Genomic DNA, 22,986 nt, shown 5'->3' on the forward strand with positions numbered 1-22,986 from the left:
TTGAAAGTTGCGCTAAGATAAATCGCCTATCTTAGCGCAATCTTTTTATGGAGAATTTAATCTTTAAATCAATATCAACATTAGTAAGAATAATTATTATGAAATTTAAAACAGGATTAGTATCATTATTGGTCGTATGTGGAGCATGCAGCCAAGCGACAAAAGAAACGGATGTCGTAAAAGACAGTTTTGATTTTGCCGGACAGCAGTTGAAGTATGCATTTACGCAAATAGATTCTGCTAAAGCAAGCATGCCGGAAGAACAACTGAAGAGGAAACCGATTTCTCCCCGCACGATAGAAGATAACGGTGCCTTGCGCCTGGTAGCATCAAGAGACTGGACCAGTGGTTTCTTTCCCGGTGAATTGTGGTATATGTATGAGTATACACAAGATGATTTCTGGAAGAAGCAGGCACAGGCATTTACTGCTAATATAGAAGATCAGAAAACGAATGGCGGAACGCATGACATGGGATTCAAAATGTATTGTAGTTTTGGTAACGGTTATCGCCTGACCAATGATGCAAACTACAAAAATATCCTGTTGGAATCTGCAGCCACATTGATTACCCGCTATAAGCCAACAATTGGTTGTATCCGTTCTTGGGATCACAGCCGCAACAAGTGGCAATGTCCGGTTATTATCGATAATATGATGAACCTTGAATTGCTGTACTGGGCATTTAAGGAAACGGGTGACTCTGTGTATTATAACATTGCAAATACACATGCACGCACTACAATGAAAAATCATTTCCGCGATAATTATAGTTCTTATCATGTAATCGATTATGATACAATCACCGGAGACGTGCTTCATAAGCATACGCACCAGGGATACAATCACGAATCTGCCTGGTCAAGAGGTCAGGCATGGGGTTTGTATGGCTATACCATGTGTTATCGTGAAACGAAACTTCCGGAATTCTTGTCGCAGGCTGAGAATATAGCCAATTACATCTTTACCAATCCTACCATGCCGGAAGATATGGTTGCATATTGGGACTTTGATGCTCCGGGTATTCCGAACGAACCGAGAGATGCTTCTGCTGCCGCAGTGATGGCTTGTGCCATGTACGAATTGTCCATGTATAATCCGGAGAAAGCAGCATTATACAAGAAATGGGCGGATACGATTGTTGAGAGCTTAAGCAAGAACTATCGTGCGCAATTAGATGGTGACCGTGGATTTTTACTACTGCACAGCACAGGTGCACACAACTTTGAGAGAGACGTGCCTTTGGTTTATGCAGACTATTACTTCCTGGAAGCTTTGCTCAAGAAAGCTAAATTAGAGAAAGAAGGTACGGCTATTCTGTAAACGTGGAGAATCAATAGGTATGAGACGTATAATTGCATTGTTAGTGATGAGTTGCTTTGTTGCAGGTACCTTTGCGAAGGTACCTGTGACGGGCAATAAGATCCGGTTAACGGATAACTGGGAGTTTCTCCGTCAGGATGCGGGCAATATCTGGGAACTGGTACGCCCTATAAAGAAAGGCCAGCCGGAGGAACAACCTATATGGACAAAAGTTGCGTTGCCCCACTGCTTTAATGCGGAGGATGCTGTCGATCCGGATTTGAATTACTATCAGGGACCGGGGTGGTATAAAACACGCCTGAAGCTGGATAATCCATATCCTGACGGACGGATGGTATTGGAATTCGAAGGAGCGGGACAGAAGACGGATGTATATGTTTATATGACCAAAGTAGGTAGTCATGTCGGTGGATATGATAGTTGGAATGTAGATATAACAGATGCCGTGCGAGCTTTTCTGGCAAGCAAAGATGCTGAACGTTTTGGAGGTGAAATTCCATTAAGTATTCGTTGTGATAATACCCGGGATGCTGAAATGATACCTTCGGATTTATCGGACTTCAATTTGTATGGCGGCATTTACCGTTATCTGAATCTGGTGTATCTTCCGGAAGTCTCCGTGGCTTCTCTCCGGATAGAACCGGCATTGGACGCTAAATTGAAAAAAGGGATGTTAAAGGTATCCGGTACATTCTATAATCCTGCAGATGTGCGTGAAGCACTGGTGGAAGTTACTGTGAAGAATGCTAAAGGTGAAGCGGTATCTACCCGTACGCTGGATAAAATAACTCCGTTGGGAGATTTGGATATGCTGGATATTCAGATTGATAAACCACAGCTCTGGGATGTAGATCATCCGGTATTATATACTTGCGAGGTTACTGTAACTGCCAATGGGCAGAAAATGACAGCGAGTGAACGTTTCGGTTTCCGTTCTTTTGAATTTATAGATAAGGGGCCTTTCATGCTGAATGGAAAGCGCCTCTTGTTGCGGGGAACACACCGGCACGAGGATCATGCGGGAGTAGCTGCTGCCATGACCGAGGAGCAGATGATACAGGAAATGAAAATGATGAAAGAGATGGGGGGGAATTTCATCCGTCTGGGACATTATCAGCAATCTGAAATCATTTTGAATCTTTGTGATGAACTGGGCATTTTGGTTTGGGAAGAAATACCCTGGTGCCGTGGTGGTGTGGGGAATGAAACTTATCGCGGACAAGCGAAACGTATGTTGACGAATATGATAACCCAGCACTATAACCACCCTTCAGTGATAATCTGGGGATTGGGTAATGAGAATGACTGGCCGAATGACTTTCCTGAATTTGAACAACGCGAGATACGGAGCCTGATGAGTGAGTTGAATACACTGGCACATCATCTTGATGCCGAACGCAAGACGGCAATTCGCCGTTGTGCATTCTGTAGCGATATTGTAGATGTATATTCTCCTTCTATCTGGGCCGGTTGGTATCGTGGGGTTTATACAGATTATCAGCAGATGTCCAAAGAAGAAATGGAGAAGGTAAAACATTTTCTGCATGTAGAGTGGGGTGGTGATAGCCATGCCGGACGTCATGCGGAGGCTACTGCTCCTATACGAAAAGAAGGTGAAAGTGATGGCGATGCAGCTCTGAACGGTTCGGCTCTGGTGTTGAAGAAAGGAGACTGGTCGGAAAGTTATATCGTTAAGCTGATAGATTGGCATTTGAAGGAACAGGAGAATATGCCTTGGCTGACCGGTGCTGCTTATTGGCCGTTTAAGGACTTTTCCACACCGGTGCGTCCGGATAATCCGGTACCATATATGAATCAGAAAGGAGTGGTGGAACGTGACTTTACGAAAAAGGAAAGTTATTACGTATTCCAATCCTATTGGACAGAAAAGCCTATGGTTCATATCTATGGGCATGGTTGGCCTGTGAGATGGGGAGATGTCGATGAAGAAAAAGAGGTCTTGGTTTACTCTAACTGTCCATCGGTGGAACTGTTTGTGAACGGACAAAGCCAGGGGATACGCAAGCGTAATAGTCAGGATTTTCCCGCAGCGGGTTTGCGCTGGAATGTGAAGTTTACTAAGGGGCAGAACACATTGCGTGCTGTGACTGCTGGAAAAAAAGCTCTTGCTGATGAATTGAGCTTTGAATATCAGACCGAGAAGTGGGGGAAAGAACATGCATTCCGGGTAACTTCTACTCCTAAAGAAGATGGAATTGTTGAAGTTGAAGCCCAGTTGGTAGATAGTAATGGTATCAGGTGTCTTGATTCCAGAGTTTTTGTTTCTTTCGATATTGCCGGTGACGGAGAACTGATACAGAATCAGGGCACGGCAACCGGTTCCCGCAAAGTACAGGCACGTAACGGACGGGCACAAATACGGGTTCGTACGCAAGGCGGTACTTCCTGTGTAGCTGTAAAAGCTGATAAAGTCCAAACATCATTTATAACGGTGCAGTAAGATTATGAAAAAGGTAGGTATGTTATTTTTAGGGATCTGTTCTTTTCTGGCTATTTCGTGTACATCGGATAAAGACGGTAAAGATTTTGTGAAGTGCGTTTTAAAGCAGGGTATACTGGAACGTGCCGCTATGAATATAAAGGAGGAACCGGTAACGGTTACCGCCTTTATAGCGGAACGCAGTGCAGGAGATATACATGATTTTTATTCGGAGGGTGATTATTGGTGGCCGGATACTTTGAATCCTGACGGACCTTATGTGCGTAGGGATGGTGAGACCAATCCGGATAATTTTGTAGCTCATCGTCATGCTATGATACGTTTTAGTTCAATCGTAGGTAATCTGACCTCTGCTTATTTGTTGACTCAGGATAAAGAATATGTAGATGCGATACTGGCACATGTACGTGCCTGGTTTGTGAATGAGTCTACGAAAATGAATCCTAACTTGCAGTATGCGCAAGCTATTAAGGGAATTGCTACAGGACGTGGTATTGGCATCATTGATACGGTACATCTTATGGAAGTAGCCCAATCGTTATGGCAGTTAGAAAAGCTTGGAGTATTGTCTAAGGATGATATAAAGTCTACTAAACAGTGGTTTGCTGATTATTTGAAATGGATGTTCACACATCAGTATGGCATAGACGAGATGAATGCTAAGAATAATCATGGAACTTGCTGGGTGATGCAGGCTGCTGTATTTGCCCGTTATGCCGGTGATAAGGATATGATGGATTTTTGTAAGCGGCGTTATAAAGAAGTACTTTTACCTAAGCAGATGGCGGAAGACGGTAGTTTTCCGTTGGAGACAGCACGTACGAAACCTTATGGTTATTCTTTATTTAATCTGGATGCCATGGCAACAATATGCCAGACGCTTTCGGATAAGAATGATAATTTATGGACTTATACGGCAGAGGGAGGTAAGAATATGGAGAAGGGTATTAATTTTATCTATCCCTATGTCGTTGATAAAGAAAGCTGGATTTATACGAAAGATGTAATGTATTGGGATGAATGGCCGGTAGCACATCCTTTTCTGATATTCGGTGCGCTACAGACTCATAATAAAAATTGGCAGTCAACGTGGGAGAAGTTAGAGCATTTCCCTGTAACCGACGAAGTGGTGCGTAATCTGCCTGTACGTAACCCGTTGATTTGGATTTAATCAATAATGACTATGATAATAACACGGAAAATAATAGTAGGAGTTTGTATCGTATGTGCAGTTGGCACAAGTCATTCTTCTATGGCTCAAAACCGGGTAGTTACTCAACATACAGCTGGTACGGTAGTGGAAGGAGAGGTTACTATGCTGGTTACTCAGGAGACTACTACCCGCTATCGGCGAACTACTTCTCAGGGAGCGCCGGAAGCTAAACTGGGATATACACCCGGAGTAACTCCGAAATATTTAGCTATACCTTTGTCGGAAACAGTGATGACGAGATATCCGGATTATCGGATGGCTTACTGGAAAGATTATACATATGTGCAGGGATACATGTTTGAGGCTATGGACCGTTTGGGACAATTAACAGGTGATAGCAGGTATCTGGAATATATAAAGAAATATATGGATCATTTCGTTGATGAAGCGGGTAATTACAAAGGAGGCGGATTAACGAATCTCGATAATTTTATGACAGGTTCGGCCTTTTGTACATTATACGGACGTACGGGGGATGAGAAATACAAGAAAGCTGCCTTGCAAATATTGAAAGCTGTGGATCAGTATCCCAGTTCCGATGGACAGTTTTGGCATGGAAACCGGAGTCCTAATATGTGGATAGATGGTGTTTTTATGATGCAGATGTTCCTTATACGTTGTGTACAATATGTGGGGGAAGCTGATTATTGCTATGATGTGGCATGTAGGAATATTATTACTGCTGCCCGTCATTTGCAACGCCCGGATGGACTTATCCTTCATGCATGGACTACAGAACCTGAAAAGGCTGTGTGGGCGGATAAAACTACCGGACTGTCACCGGAGGTATGGAGTGAAGGCATGGGGTGGTACACTTTGGTGGTACCTGAACTACTGGCTTTACTACCCAAAACACATCCGAATTATCAGCAGGTCCTTGATATTTATCTGAAAATGTGTAAAGGACTGAAAGAAGTGCAGGATAAGAAGACCGGCGGTTGGTTTATGGTTGTGGATAAAGGAGATAACCCTTTAAATTTTGTAGATCCATCCGGAACTGCTATGTTTGTATACTCTATTCAGCGTGGTGTAGAGTTAGGGCTCTTAAAAGCAAAGGAATATACTCCGGTTGCATATAGGGGATATCAAAGTCTCTTTCCTTTTATACAGGTGAATGACAGAGGCTTACTGGATGTGATAGGAGCATGTGATGGAGTTGTGATTAAAAAGAATTTTGTAGAATATGTTACTGTTCCCAAAATATTGAATGCCAAAGAGGCGGTTGCCGGTATATTGTGGGCGGCTGTTATAATGGAAACAGAACAACTGAAAAAATAAACAGGAATGAGACTTTTGCGTAATCTGATTATAATTAGTGTATTACTTGTATCTGTTGCTGTACAGGCAAGTGGTGTGGATGAGTTGGTGCGTATCAAGCAAAATTATGCCCGAATGTTGGTTCCTTCCGGTAAAGATCCGTTTGGTTTATTGTCCATCCTTTCGTCTATTCAACCAGAAACAGAGATTTCGGATCAGGTTGTGGTAGAGTTGCATCAGCGATATCCTTTTGATTTAAAGAAAGTAGAAACTTATCTGTTTTCTTTCACGGAAGCTGGAACATGGCCGGATATTAATTATGATGATAAAAAGCGTTCCGGCTGGGAGCCTAAAATTCATGCAGAACGTATTCTGGAACTGGTAAAGCTCTATAACTCCGATCAGACTTCCTACTATCGTTCTTCGGAGGTGGAAGCGGTTATTCATAAAGCTTTGAATTATTGGTTTACTGCTAAACCTGTATGTTTGAACTGGTGGTATAATCAAATAGGTATTCCTAAAACACTGGGTACGGTTTTTATCTTGTTTGAGAAGCAATTGACCCCTGTGGAGAAACAGAACGCTATAACTGTAATGGAGAATGCTAAGTTTGGGATGACCGGACAGAATAAGGTATGGCTTGCCGGAAATGTGATGATGCGTGCATTATTGCAGAATGATTATGAGTTGGTAAAGATGGCGCGTGATACCATTGCATCTGAAATAGTCACGGGTGGAGCAGAAGGTATAAAAGACGATTGGTGCTTTCACCAGCATGGTGCTCAGCAGCAGTTTGGTAATTATGGGCTTTCGTTCGTATCCGGAATGAGTTTCTTCTCCGGATTATTTTCAGGGACGTCGTTAGCATTTGATGATAAACAGTTGAACATTCTGAGTACACTGATTGATAAGGGGTATCGTTGGGTAATCTGGAAAGGAATGATGGATGTGAATGCTTTGGGACGTCAACTGTTTCATCATGCTCCCGTACATAAAGCACTGAGTCTTGCATTCGCAGCCTCGGAGTTAGGTGGAGGTGAATCAGATGAGTGCATGGCTGTGGCAACAGCTCTGCTTCGTGATAATTATCCTGCACCTGCGGTGAATGTGCTTACAGGACATAAGCATTTCTGGCAGTCGGATTATACAATTCATCGTCGTCCTTCCTGGATGGCGTCTATAAAAATGGCTTCTGACCGTATTATCGGTACGGAAATGATGAATGGAGATAATATGAAAGGGTATTATATGGCAGATGGAGCTACTTATATTTATAAAGATGGTAAGGAATATCTGAATATTTTTCCTCTTTGGGACTGGCGGAAGTTACCGGGAGTAACAGCTTTTGAAGATAATGCACCTATGCCTCTGATAAAAAGTTATCAGCCTCGTAATAAAGGAACTTTTGTAGGAGCTGTTTCGGATGAAAAAACAAGGTATGACTGTTATGGAGTTAGATCGTTCCGGAGTGAAGGCTCATAAGGCATGGGTTTGTACGGATGACTTTATTCTTTGTTTGGGAGCTGGTATACAAGCAGATAGTAATCTTGTTGTTACCACTTCTATAGAGCAATGCCATAAAAATGGGGAACTGCTTTCCTGGGAAAATGCACGATGGAATGTTGTGAATACAAAGCAATCTGTCAAGGGAAAGGAACAACGCTATTTTCATAATAATACGGGATATATTGTATGGGGCAATACTCATGAAGTTGTAGCTGAAACAGCAGAACGTACGGGATCATGGTATGATGTGATGCAAATGTATCACCCGGAAGAAACACATGGAGAGGTGACTGCCATCTATTTGACGCATGGTGTTGCACCTAAACAAGACACATATCAATATTTGATACTACCCGGAATGGACAAGGAAAATGTGGCTGCTTTTAATGTATCAGATATACAAATACTCCGTAATGATGCTACTGCTCAAGCTGTCTATAGTGAAGGAAATACTACTTGTTGGGTGGCCGCTTATCAGCCGGTACAATTAACTGTAAGTACGGATTTGATATTGAATATTCAAACTCCCGGAATCTATATGATACGGAAAAATGAATCCGGTCGGTACGTAATAAACTATGCCGATCCGACTCAACAGAGAAATGTTGCAGAACTTGAGTTGAATCATAAAAAGGTGCGTCTCTCTCTTCCCGAAGGAAAAGAGAAAGGGAAAACAACTTCTATAGTGGGTTAATGCGTTAAAAAACGCATTTTGAGCCATTTCTCCAAACGATTGAAATAATATTGCAAGCCTTGTTGGTAAGATACGTCTATTTTTGTTTTAGATAAATGATTATAGACTATGAATACACACAAGGCTTTTATTTTGGGCGTAGCATTGCTGAGCACTATTGGGGTGAAAGCTCAGTTTGCCATTGATGACTATAAAGCTGTCTTTACTTCATCCCCACAGCATGTTCCCACTACCAAAACTCCGGATGCTCCTTTAGCCGGTAATGGAGATATCGGTATCACAATGGGAGGTACTCCTGATAAACTCTGTTTTTATATTGGTAAAAATGATTTTTGGAGGGCTTATCCTGTTTATCCGGGCGGTATTGCGCTTCCGGGCGGACTGGATATTGAGATAAAAGAACTGCAAGGAGCTACTTACTATGCGGAACAATTGCCTGGATCTGCTGAAATCAGAACTAAATTCACTACTCCTCATTGTCAGTTGAATTTGTCTGCATGGGTTGCTGCAACGGATAATAAGATTATCATAGAAATGCAATCGGACAAAGCCGTTACTGCCCATTTGCGTTTATGGGCTGCGGAAGGTAATACTTCGACTACTGCGGGAGGCAAAGATAAAGTAATGTGGGTAAGTCGTTCATTTGAAAATACGGAATTGCTGCATTGGCCTACTCATGTGGCATTGGCTTTAAACTCAAATTCTGATGAGTTCTCCTTGATTCCAGGTAAGAAAGTACAATTGGTTATATCTGTTTATACGAATCATGATACACCGGATTGGAAAAACAAAGCAATAACAGAAGCAGAGAAAGTAACGGAAGCGGGTGTTGAGCAATTACGGAAAGAACATCATTCCTGGTGGAATCATTTTTGGAAACAGTCTCATATTAATATAGGTGATAGTTATTTTGAAAAGTATTACTATCAGTCGCAATATTTGTTTGCTTGTTCTTCCCGTGAGGGTAAGTTTGCGCCAGGTATTTGGGGACCATTTGTTACGCGTGACGAAGCGGCATGGGGAGGTGATTATCATCTGAATTATAATTATCAGGCACCTTACTGGGCGTCATTTTCTTCCAATCATATTAGTCTGACGGATAATTTTGATCAGCCTCTATTAGATTATATGGAGGCTGGACGGAAGCATGCGCAGGAATTGCTGAATTGCAAAGGTATCTATTATCCGGTGGGCATCGGTCCTAAAGGTTTATGTACAGCTATGTGGCCGTTAACTCCTGAAGAAATGCAGGAAAAGTATTCGACCCGTGAAAATACAATTGATGGTGGTTATAAGTTTCTGGGACAGAAAATCAATGCAGTGTTTAGTGTTGGAAATATGTTGATGCGATATTACAGTACGTATGATGAGGCGTATGCCCGTAAAGTATATCCGTATCTTCTGGCCTGTGCGGATTTTTGGGAAGATTATCTCTCTTTAGAGAATGGACGTTATGTCATTCGTATGGATCATTTCAATGAGGTGATGCCCAATAAACGTAATGGAGGTGTCTGGCGTAATCGGTTAGGTGATTTTAATTCAACTCTTTCGTTGGGTTTGGTTCGTATGCTGTTTCAGGGTGTGATGGATATGAGTGATTTCCTTTCCATTGATAAGATACGGCAATCCCGTTGGCAGGATATTTTGGAGAAAACTGAGTGAATATCCATTGGGAATTGCAGAAGGCGGACGTCAAAGTTTGAAGAATATGGAAAAGGGACCTCAGGATAAAGAAGTACGTCCATCGGGGCTGAACAGGGTCTCTATTCATGGTTTGATTCTCCCTGCTGGTGTTGTGGGGCCTACGACAGATGCGGCTTTCAATACTATCTTGCTGGAAGATGTGGCACATTGGTCGGAAAAGCAACGTGACCCGAATGATTGGGGAAATACATCTAATAATGGAATTGAAACCTGTTATCCCGGAGCTGTACGTGTGGGGTATCCCTCAGATAAGATTCTATCTTATTTGAAGAAGCGGATTGAGATGGATGTATATCCCAATTCCTGGATTGTGCAAGGTGGGGGAGGCATTGAAACTTTGGCCGCTGTTCCTCTTACCATTAATGAGATGCTGCTGCAAAGTTATGAAGGTGTTATTCGTGTTTTCCCAAATTGGAATCATAAGAAGGATGCATCTTTTGAAAATCTGAGAGCTTATGGTGCGTTTTTGGTTACTTCTACTTTGAAAGAAGGACTAATTCAGGGAGTAACTCTGGTTAGTGAGAAAGGACGTGTCTGTAAAATAGAGAACCCATGGAAAGGACACCCTGTGCAAGTTATCCGGGAAAATGGAAAATCGGACATACTTTATGGAGAATATCTGCAGATACCGACTGTGGCGGGTGAGAAGGTTGAACTGAATTTATATACAAACTAATAATTGAGAATAGAATGAATCGTGTAAAGAAACTTGTGGGAGGTATATTGGCGATAATACTTTGTGTGAGTGTATCTGCCCAGACCAAATTACCTCCGGGCTGGCAATCCAGCTATGTGAAAATTACTCCGAAAGGGGAGTTAGCTTATTATCCCGATAAACAGGGAAATACAATACCGGATTTTAGTCGGGTTGGTTATCATCATGGTGATAAATCAATCCCTGAGTATCCGGTAACAAAAAACTGTATATCCTGTGGAAAAAGGGGATAGTCGTCAGAGAATTCAGGATGCAATAGATGAAGTGTCTCGTATGCAACCGGATAAAGATGGACACCGTGGAACGGTTCTGCTAAAACGGGGAGTATATCATGTTCATGGAACGATTCATATAAATGCAAGTGGAGTTATTTTGACCGGAGAAGGAGATAATGTGAATGAAACCCGTCTATTGGCCATCGGTAAGCAGCGTTTTTCATTGATAGAAGTATCTGGTAATGGTAGAATGGAGGAAGTATCCGGAACAAGGGTGAAGATTACGGATGCTTTTGTACCAGTGGGAACACACACTTTCCAGGTTTCTTCTGCTGCAAATTTTAAAGTGGGTGATCGTATCATTGTTTATCGTCCGGGAACAGAGAATTGGATACATGATATTAAGATGGATCAAATCGTTGAACGCCAGGGAACCCGCCAATGGACTGCACGGGAATATAACCTTTCTTTCGAACGTGAAATTGTAAAAGTAGAAGGTAACCGTATTTATATTGATAATCCGGTAGTAATGCAGATGGAAGAAAAATATGGCGGTGGTGAAGTATTTAAGTATACATTTGACGGTCGTATCAGTGAAGTCGGAGTGACTAATATGTGTTTGGAATCTGAATTTGAACATTATGAGGATAACGAGCATGGTTGGATTGGCGTTCAGTTCGATAAAGTGGAAAACTGCTGGGCGCGTAATCTGACTTGTCGCTATTTCGGGTATTCAGCGGTAAGTTGTGAACGCAATGCGAAGAATGTAATTGTGACGGATTGCCGTTGCCTGGAAACAAAATCTCTGATAACCGGTGGACTGCGATATTCTTTTAATAATTGGGGACAGCAAAATCTGTTTATGAACTGTCAGAGTACAGAGGGGCGTCATGACTATGTGACGGGTGCACGTGTATGTGGTCCCAATGTATTTTATAATTGTACGGCTTCGCAAACTTATGCAGATATAGGTCCTCACCATCGCTGGGCAGTTGGAACCCTTTATGATAATGTGATTACCGATGGAGAAATCAATGTGCAGGATCGTGGTAAAATGGGAAGTGGACATGGCTGGGCCGGAGTAACTCAGGTGCTTTGGAACTGTCGTGTGAAACGTGCTGCTGTACAGAGTCCTTGGACATCAGGATATAATTATAACTTTGGTATGAAGGGTGAAAAATATCCGGGAGTTTTTATCGATCGTCCGGATGGTGTTTGGGAAGGACAGAATGAAAAGAATGTTTTCCCCCGTTCACTTTATATAGCACAACTGATGGCTCGTCATAAGAATATGGACTTGCGAATACTGACTAAATAAGTCAGAATTAGCTTGTAATTTGGTGTTGTAAAATCGTGATTCTTGTTAATGTGTTGGCTTATAGATTGTTATTTCTTGTGCTGTTTGCAGTCTATAACACTTTGAGATATAATTGATAGTATTTGATACAATCCTTAAATCTTGTTTGGGGAAATTGTTGTTTGTTTGCGGTATGGAAAACAATGATGTCTAACTTTAAAATGATGTATTGATATTATGTAAAAACAATCTATTATGAACAACTCAAAAAGAATTCTAGGTGAAATCCCTTGTTAATTTAAGTCTAATTTAAAAAGTAGTTTTAATGAAAAAGAAAGAACACATGTCAAAATCGCTATTATGGCGTATTTTGTTGGTACTGTTGAGCTTCTCTTTTAGTACTATAGTACAAGCTCAGAATATAACAGTAACAGGAAGCGTAGAAGACCAGAATGGTGAACCATTAATTGGAGTGACAGTTGCAGAACTGAATACTACTAACGGAGCAATCACTGACATTGACGGTAACTTTTCTATTAAATGTGTTAAGGGTTCGACTCTTAAGTTCAGTTACATTGGTTATAAGGATGTAACCAAAGTCGTTACTGAAAGTAAACTGAAGATAGTCTTGATTGAGGATTCACAAGCTTTGGATGAAGTAGTGGTAGTAGGGTACGGTACGCAGAAAAAAGGAAGTGTGACGGGTAGTGTAACTAGTGTTGATGCCAAAGCTATTGAAGATTTTCCATCAGCTAATCTGTCTTCAGCATTAGCAGGACGCCTTTCAGGTGTATATATAACTCAAGGAACAGGTAAACCGGGAACTTCAGCCTCTTTCAGTGTACGTGCTAAAGGTACTCCTAATAATTCTGATCCGTTGTATGTTATTGATGGTGTGGTAAGAGATAAGATGGCATTTGATGCACTGGATGCCAGTGAGGTGGCTAATATATCAGTATTGAAAGATGGTGCATCGGCAGCAGTTTATGGTGCCCGTGCTGCTAATGGCGTTGTATTGATTACTACTAAGAAAGGTGGAAACGCGAAACCGACTATCAATTATACTGGTACGGTAGGTATCGATGTAGCTGCTATGATTCCAGAGACGCTTAGTGCTTATGAACATGCTGTTTATTTAAATGACCGTGCTATACAGGGTTATCTTAACAATGCCATTTGGAATCCGAATGTAGAACAGCAAGATCCGACTACTAAGTCTTCCTGGTATACAGATGACGAGTTGGCACATTTCAAGACAACTGATTATAGTTTTTTGGATGATGCATGGAAAACTCCATGGTCTACGCGTCATGCTATCAATATTACTGGTGGAACCGAAAAAGTACGTTATTTTATTGGTGGTTCTTATTTCTATAATGTAGGTTCATTTGATAATCTGAAGTATTCTAAATATAATTTCCGAGCTAGTATTGACGCTGATGTCAGTAAGAATTTTACAGTTGGTTTGAATATCAGTACAGATAATCGTAAAGATACCAAACCCAATTGGAAATCCGACGGTGACCGTGATCGTATGAATGATTTATACAAGGGATTATTACTCCGTACCAAGATGATCCCAAGTATGATTGATGGAATGCCAGTAGGTAACTTTATAGAATGGCATCCATTAATGCTTATTAGCGAAGAATCAGGTTTACATACTAAGAAATGGCAAAACGTTAACGTCAATGCAACTGCGGAATATCGAGTTCCTTTTGTAAAGGGGCTGAAACTGAAAGTACAGTATAACCGTACACTGGATAATCGATTAATTAAAAAGGTGAACTTCCCGTATGAAATGTACAATTTCCAGACTGCCGGAACAAACAATCATTATATTGACCCAAGCAATGTAGTAGTATCTACCAAAACTCGTGATGACGGCAACTATGTATTTAAAGAAAACCAGTTGGCAGAAGAATATCAATTAAACTTATTTGTAACTTATGACCGTAAGTTTGGTAACCATGATTTGAGTGCATTATTTGTTTATGAACAATCTGAAGGTGATAGTGAGAAATTTGATGCACAGCGCAACAAACTAATCACTTGGGAAATGCCGGAGTTTTTTGGTGCAAGTGGTGATGCTTCTGAATCTATTGTTGGGGCTGGTTCTGTGAGCGAAAGTGGTCGTCTTTCCTATGTAGGTCGTCTGAACTATGCTTATGCAGACAAGTATCTATTAGAAGCTGCATTCCGTGTCGATGGTTCTACAAAATTTGCTCCAGATCAGCGCTGGGGTTTCTTTCCCTCTGTTTCAGCTGGATGGCGTATTTCCAGTGAACCTTTCTTCTCAGAAAATATCAAGTTTATAGATTATATGAAACTGCGCGGTTCTATTGCTACATTAGGTAATGATGCTATTGGCGGTTGGCAGTGGATGGCTCGTTACGGAATTACTACAGGTGCTGTATTCAATGGGTTATCTTATGGATTGGAACCTAAGGAAGTTCCTAATCCTAAATTGACTTGGGAGAAATCAACTTCTTACAATATCGGTTTTGATAGCCGTTGGTTTAGAAATAAATTTGATTTCAGCTTTGAATATTTCTACAGACGTACATACGATATTCTTGATAACCTGAATGTAAGTGTACCTACTACATTTGGTGCATCTTTGCCAAAAGAAAACTATTCTGAGGTTAAATCCCGTGGTTTCGAAGTAGAATTGGGATACAATGACAGAATCGGTAAGGTGGACTATTATTTAAGAGGTAACTTTAGTTTTGCGAACAGCTGGTGGTCCAAGAAAGATGAAGCAGAAAATATCCGGGCATACAAATCTGAAATCGGTCAGTCATTGAGCCGTGAATGGGGATTTGAATGTATTGGTATGATTCGTACCGAGGAACAGTTACAGCAATATATGGAAGAAAATCCGAATATGACCATTAAGGGACAAAAACCCGGTTTAGGTATGTTGATATACAAAGATGTCCGTGGTCCTGAGAGTGATGAACCGGATGGTATCATTACGGATGATGACAAAGTTGTTATTATTGAAAATAAAGTGGCTCCAATTACTTATGGTTTCACAATTGGCGGTAAATGGAAAGGATTCATGCTTGATATATTCTTCCAAGGTATGGCCGGTCATAAGAAGTTGATGGATTTCCGTGGTAATGGTATCAATGCCCATACAAGTACATTCAAATATTATAATGACCACTGGACACCGGAGAATACAAATGCTTCAATGCCAGGCGCTACACAGTACAAAAATAATGAAGCTTCTTCCTTCTGGGTACGTAATGCTTCTTTCTTACGTTGCAAAAATATATCCATATCTTATGATTTGCCGAAGACATTCGTTCAGCGGATAGGCATTGATAAGGCAAGGCTTTTCCTGAATGGTACAAACCTCTTCTTATTACAGGATAAAGTAAAATGGATGGATCCCGAAGCAACGAGTATTTCAGACTATCCTGTTATGAGAAACTTCTCATTTGGTTTGAATATAACGATCTAATTATATAAAAAACACTTGAATATTATGAAATCAAAACATATAATAGCTATTACAGCATTGGCATTTGCAAGCTTAACCAGTTGTACTTCCGTATTGGATAAAGACGACTTGACAGCTGTCAGCGAAAAGGCAACATGGAATAGTGAGATTCTGTCTACAGCTTTTTTGGATAAATGCTACAAAGATAATCTGCCGTCATTTAGTGGTGATTATTCTAAATATAGTGATGAGGGTAACGGAGGTGGTGATTTTATTCATGGTCGACTGACGGCAGTAGCTACCGCTGGAGGTCCTCTAGGAGAACACTGGCCTTATGACAAGATATATACTATCAATGTTCTGTTAACCAGTATTGATGGAGGTAGTTTGTCCGAGGACATCCGGAACCGTATAAAGGCACAAGCGCTTTTCTTACGTGCTTATCAGTATTTTGAGATGGTAAAAATTTATGGAGGTGTACCTCTGATTTTAACTCCACAGGACAGACATAATGACGATTTATATGTTACTCGGAATACAGCGAAAGAATGTATTGACCAGATAGTGAAAGACCTTGATGATGCAGCAGCCTCATTACCCAGTATTTGGGGAGAAAATGACTTTGGACGTATCACCAAAGGAGCAGCTATGGCTTTCAAAGGACGTGTGTTGCTGACTTATGCCAGTAAACAATTTAATCCGAACAATGATCGCACCCGTTGGCAAACAGCATACAATGCCTGCTTAGCGGCCCAAAAGGAACTGTCAGAGAATGGACAACGTGCTTTACATCCTATTTATAAGGAGATATGGACAAAAGAGACTACCTCTGAGACTGTAATTACTACCCGTTTCCTCGATCCGGTACGTACACATAACTTCATGGCAGGGCTGCGTCCGTTGGAATTTTCGGTAGGAGCTACCGGTAACCACCATCCTACATTGGATATGGCACTTGCTTTCCCAATGGCTGATGGTACCACTCCGGGAGTAGATGTAGATGGTGATGGCGTGAAGGAAGCTTTTAATCCTACTGCTACTGATGCTACCGGTATGTTCTGGTTGAACCGTGACCCCCGTTTCTATGATATCATCGTTTACAATGGTGCTGAATATCCATTGAATGGTATGCCGGAATGGTTCCAAGGTTGCATGTACACTTACAAAGGTGGCGAAGATACTCATAGTCCAACTGGCACAGGATTTTATTCATGCAAGTTCTCTATCCCAGAAAAGACAGCTACCGAAGCCAAGGATCACGGTGACATGGACTGGATTGAAATGCGTTATGCAGAAGTGTTATTGAATCTTGCTGAATGTGCAGCGGAAGTAGGAAATAAGTCAGATGAAGTTTATACAATTCTGAAAGATATTCGTAAACGAGCCGGCATAACGGCCAATGCGGACGGGCTCTATGGTTTAAAGGCAAATATGAGTCAACAAGAGTTGATTGATGCCGTTCTTTATGAACGCCGCATTGAATTGGCTTATGAAGGCAAACGTTTCTGGGATTTGCTTCGTCGCAAAATATTTTCTGATATGCAAGGATATTCTCGTTACAGAATTGAAATACAAGTGAAGAACGAATATGCTGCTATGGCACGAAGAGATTTTATCACTATGATAAAGAGCGATCCGGAATTAATGACGAAAAATTATTTCAAGTACTTCACCACTCAAACCTGGAGAATTGACGAAACTTACCAATGGGATGTGAAAGACAACTATTACTTCCAGGGATTAGCTCGCAAACACTTTGAGCAGAATCCTAAACTACAGCAAACAATTGGTTGGGAAAGTGGTGACTTTGATCCATTGAAATAGTACACATTTAATAATATAGTGATATGATTTCCTAACGGGACATCTAGTTAATCTTAAATCGGGCAAACTTTTACTTTAGGTAGAAGTTTGCTCTTTTTTTGCAAGCATTTGAGACAATATATATAATGGGAATTCCCTTTTTCCCCTTTCTTTGCTACACTATTAATTAATTCTATTGATAAAACAAATGAAAAACATCTATTATCTACTATGTCTCCTTTTTCCCTTGTCCGTTATGGGACAGGAACCAACAGGTAAAAGCCAGTGGATTTATCCGGACGCTTCTGGGAAATTAGTATATAAAACAACGAAAAAAGGTGATCGCATCATTGATTTTTCCCATGCTGGCTATAAAGGCGGTGGAGTTACATTACCTTATGTTCCAGTCAAGTTGACGGTACATCCTTTAGGGGAGAATGAAGATTGCACGGACTATATCCAAAAAGCTATTGATATGGTCTCTGCACTTCCCAAAGATGAAAATGGATTCCGGGGAGCCGTATTGTTGGCGCCCGGACGTTTTGTGTGCGAACGTACTATCCAGATTACGGCTGACGGTGTAGTTTTGCGTGGTACCGGAAGTGACCCAAGTGGAAGTACCATTGTTATGACTGGTGGGAAACACACAGCTATAGTTGTGAATAACAATCTCCGTCAGAGGGCAGGCAATCGTTTGGGAGAGACTTCTCAGGATGAGAAGAGCATAAAAGTCATTGACAAATATATTCCTGCCGGTTCCTATCATTTTACAGTGGAAGACGCTTCGGGACTTTCAGTTGGAGATAATATCGAAATACGTAAACCTGTGACAGAGAGGTGGATTAAATATATGAAGATGCACGATCTGGTACGCGATGGAAAACCTCAGACTTGGATAAAGGCAGGAAGACTGTTGATTGCAGAACGGACGATTGCAGGTATCGAGAAAAATACAATCACTCTGACAGTTCCGCTAGTAGATTCTTATGATGCCCAGTTTACGGATGATAACACTACGGTGGTGATAGCCAATGATGTCCGGCGTATTCGTCAGTGCGGTGTGGAGAACCTCCGCATTGAATCGCCGGCGCAGGCAGTTAATCATGGAAAAGCTTTATATTACGCATTAAGAATAAATGGAGAAGATTGCTGGGCGAAAGATATCAATGCAATGGAAACCATGGAAAGCGTAGGTGTAGGAGGTCGGCGTATCACCCTGCAACAAATTAATGTGGTAAGAAGGGCTCTACATCAGGGAGCCTCCAAACCAGCAGAATTTGCACCGAATGGAGGACAGATTTTACTGGACCGTTGCTCGGTTGCAGGCGACAATATTTGGTTTGTGGCACTTGGCGGCGGGCAAACAGGCCCTATTGTATTCCTTAATTGCAGCTTCAGAGGGAACGGACGCATAGAAGGACATCAACGCTGGAGCACTGGTTTACTACTTGATAATTGTGTATTGCCGGACGGAGGCATTGATTTCAAGAATCGCGGTTCTATGGGTTCTGGTCACGGTTGGGGCACTGCCTGGTCCGTTGCTTGGAACTGCGTAGCAAAAAGTTATGTGAACCAAATACCACCGGGAACCTGCAATTGGGTAATAGGTAGTAAAGGGGAAAGTACATCACTACGCCGTCCTTTCAATCAATCGGGGCCGACATTGCCCGTTGGTATTTTCGATTCTCATAATACTCAGGTTGCCCCTCAAAGTCTTTATCTTGCACAACTTAAGGAGCGTTTAGGCGAATCTGCATTGCAAGCTATCGGATACGGATCTACTGCCCAGTTACCTCTTCCCACTCCGTCCGACTATGCTTTTCAAGGAGGTATGCAGGCTTCTTCCGAATTGGTTGGAAGAGGTTATAATGCCATACATGAATATATGCGCACTTTAGGATGGGACTACTCTGAACATCCTAATATATCGAAGAATGATCATTATGACGGAGTTCATTGTGAAGTAATATTCGATCCTATTTTGCAACAATACATATTTAAATTCATAAATCATGCCAGTACTGAAGCTTTGGATAGTGACCGCGGCAGGTTATTGAGTGATCGTCAGCGGAACGAAATGAAAAGCCAGACCAACCGTAATTGGCACCATCTGAATGGGAACTGGAATGAATGGCAACGATTAGAATGGAAGTTCCGTATTCCGAAAGGCTTTCAACCCACTACAAAATTTTGCCACCTCCACCAACTAAAAGCGCAAGAGGGAAACAATGGTGCACCACTCATCACCATCAGTACACGTTGTGATGAGAACGGTGATAATAAACGCGTGCAAGTAATCCATACGGGAGATACAAGAACATCGGGTAAAGGAGTTCTGATAGACGATCTTCCCCTTTCTGATTTTGAGGACGAATGGATACAGGTTGAGACTGAAATGCATTATACCCATCATGGCACGTTCCGCATCAAGCTCACCCGAATCAGCGATGGCAAAGTACTTGCCGATCAATCTTTCTCTGATGTAGATTTATGGAGAAAAGGAGCAACGAACATCCGCAATAAATTTGGTATCTATCGCAGTCTGGGACGAAAGATGCAAAGTGCATCCGATCGTCCGGACAATGGCCTTAAAGATGAAAGTCTGCAATTGGCAGATTTTAAAGTATATGAAGCACAGACTAATCCGAATCCGCAACCTCATGATTAATCTGTCGCTTTGACATTTTGTATTTTCAATCACTGTACGTTTGTATTCTTTCGACCTTCCTGCCATAAGTTCAAAAAGAATGCATGGAAACAGGGTTAGATAAATTCAAAAAGAAAGTAGAAAAGGGTAATGCTTACAGGTTCTTCTTGTAAGTATTATCCTTTTCTGTATTTCGGTTACAATTTGTAGGAAACGATCCAGTAACAGTTGATAAAATGCTACTGAAAAAGTGAACGGAAAAGAGGATGAAATAGAAGGTCTAAATACACTTTGGGGATTCCTGATGACGTTTATATAGGCTTTGTACATCAGGTATTAACTTCCTGTCTACAGGAAGTTAACTTCTTGCACGCAGGATATTGATGTCCTGCGTCTTGGATATTAATATTCTATCTCCAGATACTTAAGCTTTATTCTCTTTTTTATTCATTTTCTGCATATCTATTATTTTTTTATTCGACCTTCTTGCATAAGTATTCCGGGATTGAATCGTAAAAGATACTATAATCTTTATCCTGCAAAAATCATGAGTTATAGAATAGATTAAATAGGCTTTCTTTTAAAAGTAAAATAGACAATAATATTGCAAAAAGACATGTGAATTGGATGAGAAAAGATAGAGGTCGGTTCTTCACTTAATACTTTAATCTGATACAAAATTGCAAGAAAATGAGATTTCTCAATAAAGGGGGTAGCTAAAGAAAGGGTTTCTTTGTAAAACAAATAAAAAACTAATAAATATGAAGAAAGCACACCTTATATCTTTATTTATAGGATTCTCTGGATTCGTAGGTTCTAATTTGCTCATGGCACAAGAAAGCTGGCAATCACAACTCGTAACTCAGGATAAGACCGGAAATCTGACTTATCAGAAAGATAAAGATGGTTTTGTCATACCCGATTTTAGTCAGGCAGGGTATAAAAATGGAAAAGATGTTCCTGTAATCAACTTGCCGGAACGCACCATCGTTATTAGTCCACTGGAAGATAAAGAAGCTGATAATACGCAACATGTACAAAAAGCGATTAATGAGGTTGGACAATATGAGTTGAATACTGACGGTATCCGGGGAGTCGTACTATTGAAAGCTGGGCGATATAATATTGATGGAACCTTGAATTTGACGTACGATGGAGTTATCCTGCGCGGTGAAGGTAATTGTTTTTCCGAGAATGATTCTACCGTCCTGTATGGTAGAAAAGCTTCCGAGAAGGCAAAGCGACTCATTTTAATGGGAAATTCTTCTGCACATAACTGGGGCAATGGAAAAGGAAACAACCAAGTAAATATTACAACCCAGAAGGTAATGCCGGGAGATTATTCGTTTCAGGTAACTGACGCAAGTGCTTATCAGATTGGCGATTTAATCTGTATAAAGTACCCCACTACTACGGAATGGCTGGAAGCAGTCTGGTATGGTGGAAACACAAAACGGAATACAGATGAAAGTATGAAATGGAAGATTAAAGATATTGATATTTCCTATCACCGTTATGTGACCAATGTAGAAGGAAATACAATTGAAGTGGATGCACCTGTTTTCTATACACTCGATCAGCAATATGCACAAGCTTATATTTATAAAATTGAGAATCCGGGTACTGTTCGTCACAATGTAGGTATTGAAAACCTGCATATCTCTTTGGAAAGAAGCCCGGAAAATTCTACGGCCAATGTCGATCAGAACTGTATTTATATGAGTTCTTTGGAAAATTCATGGGTAAAAGGTGTTTCGATGTCAGGATTCGTTCATGCAGGTATCAAAACAACATCGACTACGCGAAGCACAATAGAAGATTGTTATGCAATTGATCCTTCAGGACTTTGCACCGGAGGTACATATTATAACTTTGAGAACTACCATCGCTCACAACTGATCTTGCTTAAGAACTGTTATGCCCGCAACGGACGTCATCACTATATCTCTAACGGTTGTGCCACTACCAGCGGTATTGTGGTGTTAAATTTCCGTTCGGAGCTTTCTCTTGCACAGGCAGAGGGACACCGTTTATGGTCACAAGGTATTCTGTTTGACAATTGGAAAGAATTGGGAACCATAAAATCAAATGCCGGTAAAATCGGCATGTACCTACGTGATAACATGGGAAGTGGTCATGGCTGGGGAGGTACTAACAGTGTCTTTTGGAATTGCGATGTACAGGGAGGTGCTATTTATCTGGACAAAGTACCTACAGGTCAGAACTATGCTATCGGTTGTACGGCAAAGACGATACGGCGGTATCGCAATACGATGAGTGAATATATGGATGGATATATTGAAGGACAGAATCATAAAAATCTGCAACCAGCATCACTTTATGAAGCTCAAAGAGAAGCCAGAGGTATATCTACGGGGGTAATGCCTGAAGTAAACGGAGAAAATACCCCACATATCATTGTAGAGATAAATCGTGTGAGAGTAAAATCACAAAAAGATGCATTGATATCTATTTATACTACGAACGGAAGTATGGTGCAGACGCTTAAATCTTCTACTAATACCTGGGTGGAAAGTATGTCATTGAACGATGACTTTTACATAGTTCGTGTGGAAGAGGCCGGCCGGAAAGCTTACAGTCAGAAAGTTCTTATCAGAACCACCGGAAAGTGATTTGGTTATGCTCCTGAATATCAAAATAAATCTACTAATTGTTATGACAAAAAAAACTTTTATCTCGC

Annotated in this window: 8 protein-coding genes and 3 pseudogenes; all 11 read left to right on the forward strand. The window is 41.1% G+C overall.

The features are described 5' to 3' along the window. Positions 1-98: 98 nt before the first annotated feature. Positions 99-1,322 carry a glycoside hydrolase family 88 protein gene (locus tag K429_RS0105870; RefSeq protein ID WP_025726323.1) on the forward strand — a complete coding sequence of 408 codons (1,224 nt, stop codon included), beginning with the start codon at positions 99-101 and terminating at the stop codon, positions 1,320-1,322. A gap of 19 nt (positions 1,323-1,341) precedes the next feature. After that, on the forward strand, positions 1,342-3,783 hold the full coding sequence (locus K429_RS0105875) for a glycoside hydrolase family 2 TIM barrel-domain containing protein (protein WP_025726324.1): 2,442 nt from the start codon (positions 1,342-1,344) through the stop codon (positions 3,781-3,783). A 4-nt stretch (positions 3,784-3,787) separates the two neighbouring features. Next, positions 3,788-4,954 carry an alginate lyase family protein gene (locus K429_RS0105880; protein WP_025726325.1) on the forward strand — a complete coding sequence of 389 codons (1,167 nt, stop codon included), beginning with the start codon at positions 3,788-3,790 and terminating at the stop codon, positions 4,952-4,954. Between the two features lie 12 nt (positions 4,955-4,966). Beyond that, the gene (locus K429_RS28460; protein ID WP_025726326.1) at positions 4,967-6,274 is read left to right on the forward strand and encodes a glycoside hydrolase family 105 protein; all 1,308 of its coding nucleotides are present in this window, start codon (positions 4,967-4,969) and stop codon (positions 6,272-6,274) included. A gap of 6 nt (positions 6,275-6,280) precedes the next feature. Further along, positions 6,281-8,453 (forward strand): annotated as a pseudogene (locus K429_RS28465) (polysaccharide lyase 8 family protein). Positions 8,454-8,561: 108 nt separating this feature from the next. Continuing rightward, a pseudogene (locus tag K429_RS28470) lies at positions 8,562-10,833 on the forward strand (trehalose hydrolase). 14 nt (positions 10,834-10,847) lie between these two features. Next, positions 10,848-12,405: pseudogene (locus K429_RS28475) on the forward strand (hypothetical protein). 304 nt (positions 12,406-12,709) lie between these two features. After that, positions 12,710-15,856 carry a TonB-dependent receptor gene (locus tag K429_RS0105905; protein WP_025726327.1) on the forward strand — a complete coding sequence of 1,049 codons (3,147 nt, stop codon included), beginning with the start codon at positions 12,710-12,712 and terminating at the stop codon, positions 15,854-15,856. A gap of 24 nt (positions 15,857-15,880) precedes the next feature. Then, complete coding sequence (locus K429_RS0105910; RefSeq protein WP_007217509.1) at positions 15,881-17,659, forward strand: RagB/SusD family nutrient uptake outer membrane protein; 1,779 nt, start codon at positions 15,881-15,883, stop codon at positions 17,657-17,659. Positions 17,660-17,846: 187 nt separating this feature from the next. Beyond that, positions 17,847-20,306, forward strand: coding sequence for a hypothetical protein (locus K429_RS0105915; protein WP_025726328.1), 2,460 nt, complete (start codon positions 17,847-17,849; stop codon positions 20,304-20,306). 740 nt (positions 20,307-21,046) lie between these two features. Next, positions 21,047-22,918 (forward strand): T9SS type A sorting domain-containing protein, encoded by a 1,872-nt coding sequence (locus K429_RS0105920; protein ID WP_025726329.1) that lies wholly within the window; start codon positions 21,047-21,049, stop codon positions 22,916-22,918. The last annotated feature ends 68 nt before the right edge of the window (positions 22,919-22,986 follow it).

The sequence above is a fragment of the Bacteroides sp. 14(A) genome (assembly GCF_000526555.1).
Lineage (GTDB): Bacteria > Bacteroidota > Bacteroidia > Bacteroidales > Bacteroidaceae > Bacteroides > Bacteroides cellulosilyticus.

What these genes read in the sequence shown, in the direction of transcription:
- K429_RS0105920 (WP_025726329.1), top strand. Translation starts at nt 21,047, where the DNA reads ATGAAGAAAGCACACCTTATATCTTTATTTATAGGATTCTCTGGATTC.
- K429_RS0105910 (WP_007217509.1), top strand. Translation starts at nt 15,881, where the DNA reads ATGAAATCAAAACATATAATAGCTATTACAGCATTGGCATTTGCAAGC.
- K429_RS0105905 (WP_025726327.1), top strand. Translation starts at nt 12,710, where the DNA reads ATGAAAAAGAAAGAACACATGTCAAAATCGCTATTATGGCGTATTTTG.
- K429_RS28460 (WP_025726326.1), top strand. Translation starts at nt 4,967, where the DNA reads ATGATAATAACACGGAAAATAATAGTAGGAGTTTGTATCGTATGTGCA.
- K429_RS0105875 (WP_025726324.1), top strand. Translation starts at nt 1,342, where the DNA reads ATGAGACGTATAATTGCATTGTTAGTGATGAGTTGCTTTGTTGCAGGT.
- K429_RS0105915 (WP_025726328.1), top strand. Translation starts at nt 17,847, where the DNA reads ATGAAAAACATCTATTATCTACTATGTCTCCTTTTTCCCTTGTCCGTT.
- K429_RS0105880 (WP_025726325.1), top strand. Translation starts at nt 3,788, where the DNA reads ATGAAAAAGGTAGGTATGTTATTTTTAGGGATCTGTTCTTTTCTGGCT.
- K429_RS0105870 (WP_025726323.1), top strand. Translation starts at nt 99, where the DNA reads ATGAAATTTAAAACAGGATTAGTATCATTATTGGTCGTATGTGGAGCA.